Genomic DNA, 2,488 nt, shown 5'->3' with positions numbered 1-2,488 from the left:
CTTTTATAGTAACTATTTTTGCATACAATAAATTTATTTGAATTTTATAAATCTCAAGTCGATTGGCAATAGGATTTAATATGGAAACCATTCACGATTTTTATCAAAGGTTTTTATTAACCAGAGATAAGGATTATCCGCTGCAAACCACTTCCGTTGGTCATTTTAATGTATTCGAGCGCAGTGCCTGTTCTTTTCTTACGCCTTATAGTCGCCGCGATTATTACAAGATTTCTTTGGTGATCGGAGAGGGGGAATTACACTATGCCAACCGTTGGATAAAAGTCGATCGACCAGCTTTGCTATTTTCAAATCCGATGATTCCTTATGCATGGGAAATTCATTCACCAGAACAGTCAGGATGGTTTTGCTTATTTACTGAAGAATTTGTTAACCAAGAGTCTAGGCAAAGTTTTTTGAAAGATTCTCCATTATTTAAAATTGATGGTGATCCTTTATATTTTTTAGATGATCAGCAAGTCGCTGAAGTCTCATTTATTTTTAAAAAAATGATGAGCGAGATAGACTCCAGTTATATCCATAAATACAACGTTTTAAGAAACTATTTGCATTTGATCGTACATGAAGCCATGAAAATGCAGCCAACCCAACAGTTCGAAAGACATAGCAATGCTTCAGCACGAATTTGTCATTTATTTTTTGAATTACTTGAAAGGCAGTTTCCGATAGACTCACCACATTTTCAACTTAAATTGAAAACTGCAAATGATTTCGCTTACGGCTTATCAGTACATGTCAATCACCTAAATCGGGCTGTTAAAGAAGCGACAGGAAAAACGACATCTGAACATATCGGTTTACGAATAACGCAAGAAGCAAAAGCATTGCTGCAACATACAAACTGGAATGTCTCAGAAATTGCTTATAGCTTAGGGTTTGAATATCCAGCCTATTTCACAAACTTTTTTAAAAAGAATGCAGGAATTTCACCTAAAAAATTTCGTGAGAGTGTGTTTTCTTAAAATCTGATTGTGTTTGAATTTTATAAATATTGGTTTGAATCTTATACGTGGGTTTTATCAAAAGCATTCTATATTTTTTTTGACTCAATGATGTTTCGAAAAGAGAGTAACAATGAAATATAGACAATTAGGACAAACCGACGAAAAATTATCAGCAATCGGACTGGGCTGTATGGGTATGAGTTTCGCTTATGGAGCTTCAGACGATCAACAAAGTCTGGCAACTTTGGAAAAAGCTTTAGATCTTGGTATTAATTTTTGGGATACCGCAGATATGTACGGTAATGGTGCAAACGAAACGTTACTGTCTAAAGCATTAGAAAACCATAGAGATCAGATTTTTTTAGCAACCAAATTTGGCTTCAGATTTAAAGACAATATTGCACGCCCGAGTAACTCCAAAGAAACCTATGTCGATGCTTCACCAGAGTGGATTCGAATAGCTGTAGAAAATAGCTTAAAACGTTTGAATATAGAAGTGATTGACCTTTATTATGCACATCGTGTCGATCCAGATATTCCGATTGAAGAAACTGTTGGTGCCATGGCGGATCTTGTTAAAGCGGGGAAAGTCAGATATTTAGGATTAAGTGAAGCTTCTCCAGATTCCATTCGAAGAGCCCATGCCATTCATCCTATTGCAGCGATTCAACATGAATATTCGCTTTTAACACGAGATGTGGAACAGGGTGTTTTACCGACTGCCCGAGAATTAGGTATAACCTTAGTACCTTATTCGCCTTTATCACGAGGATTAATTACAAATACACTCGATGTATCAAAGCTGGAAAATGATGATTTCAGAAAACAATTACCACGTTATCAGGGCAAAAATCTGAAAAATAATCAGGCATTGGCACAGGCATTTGCAGATTACGCACAATCAAACAAGTTGACCGCAGCACAACTCGCCATTGCATGGGTTTTGGCACAGGGAGAAGATATTATTCCTATACCTGGTACTCGAAAAATTCAAAGATTGCTTGAAAATACAGCTTCAGTAGATGTAGAACTTAGTCAGGATAATTTACATGATATCGAAGCTTTATTGAAAGCTTATCCTGATGTAGGTGAACGTTATACGGATGCCCAATTCAAATATGTCAATTTATAAGTATAGTCATATATTTAAAAAAAATGGCAGCTGCTTGGAAAGACCTGCAGCTACCATTATCAACTGGGAATCAAAATTTTATTTAAGATTCAAATTTGGAATGGTCGAATCTCTATAATCATCAAGATAAATCGTTGTTCAACAATGACTATTATCTTCAAAAAAACAAGATCAACTATCACTGGAATTGGTGATTTTTATCTTATAACTCTTAATTTTATGAAACTGAGAAAAGTAGAATTATAGTTTGGAAAGGCCTCTTTTTTGTGCTGTTTCATTTGTAAGGATCAATTGAATAGATCCTAATTTTATTAAGAATAAGTAAGCAGTTTATTAAATTTAAATTATAAGGTAATAATTTAATGTTATGATTTATTACGAAAAATTAAAT

Annotated in this window: 2 protein-coding genes; both read left to right on the top strand. The window is 34.4% G+C overall.

Translation table 11 applies throughout. The features are described 5' to 3' along the window. Positions 1–80 precede the first annotated feature (80 nt). Positions 81–983 carry a helix-turn-helix domain-containing protein gene (locus KPC_RS19060; RefSeq protein ID WP_121975890.1) on the top strand — a complete coding sequence of 301 codons (903 nt, stop codon included), beginning with the start codon at positions 81–83 and terminating at the stop codon, positions 981–983. Positions 984–1,095: 112 nt separating this feature from the next. After that, entirely contained in the window at positions 1,096–2,097 is a 1,002-nt protein-coding gene (locus tag KPC_RS19055; protein ID WP_121975889.1) for an aldo/keto reductase, read from the top strand. Positions 2,098–2,488 lie beyond the last annotated feature (391 nt).

Source organism: Acinetobacter stercoris, assembly GCF_900323515.1.
GTDB lineage: Bacteria > Pseudomonadota > Gammaproteobacteria > Pseudomonadales > Moraxellaceae > Acinetobacter > Acinetobacter stercoris.
Note: the sequence above shows the minus strand (reverse complement) of the source record. Positions and strands in the feature narration are given on the sequence as shown.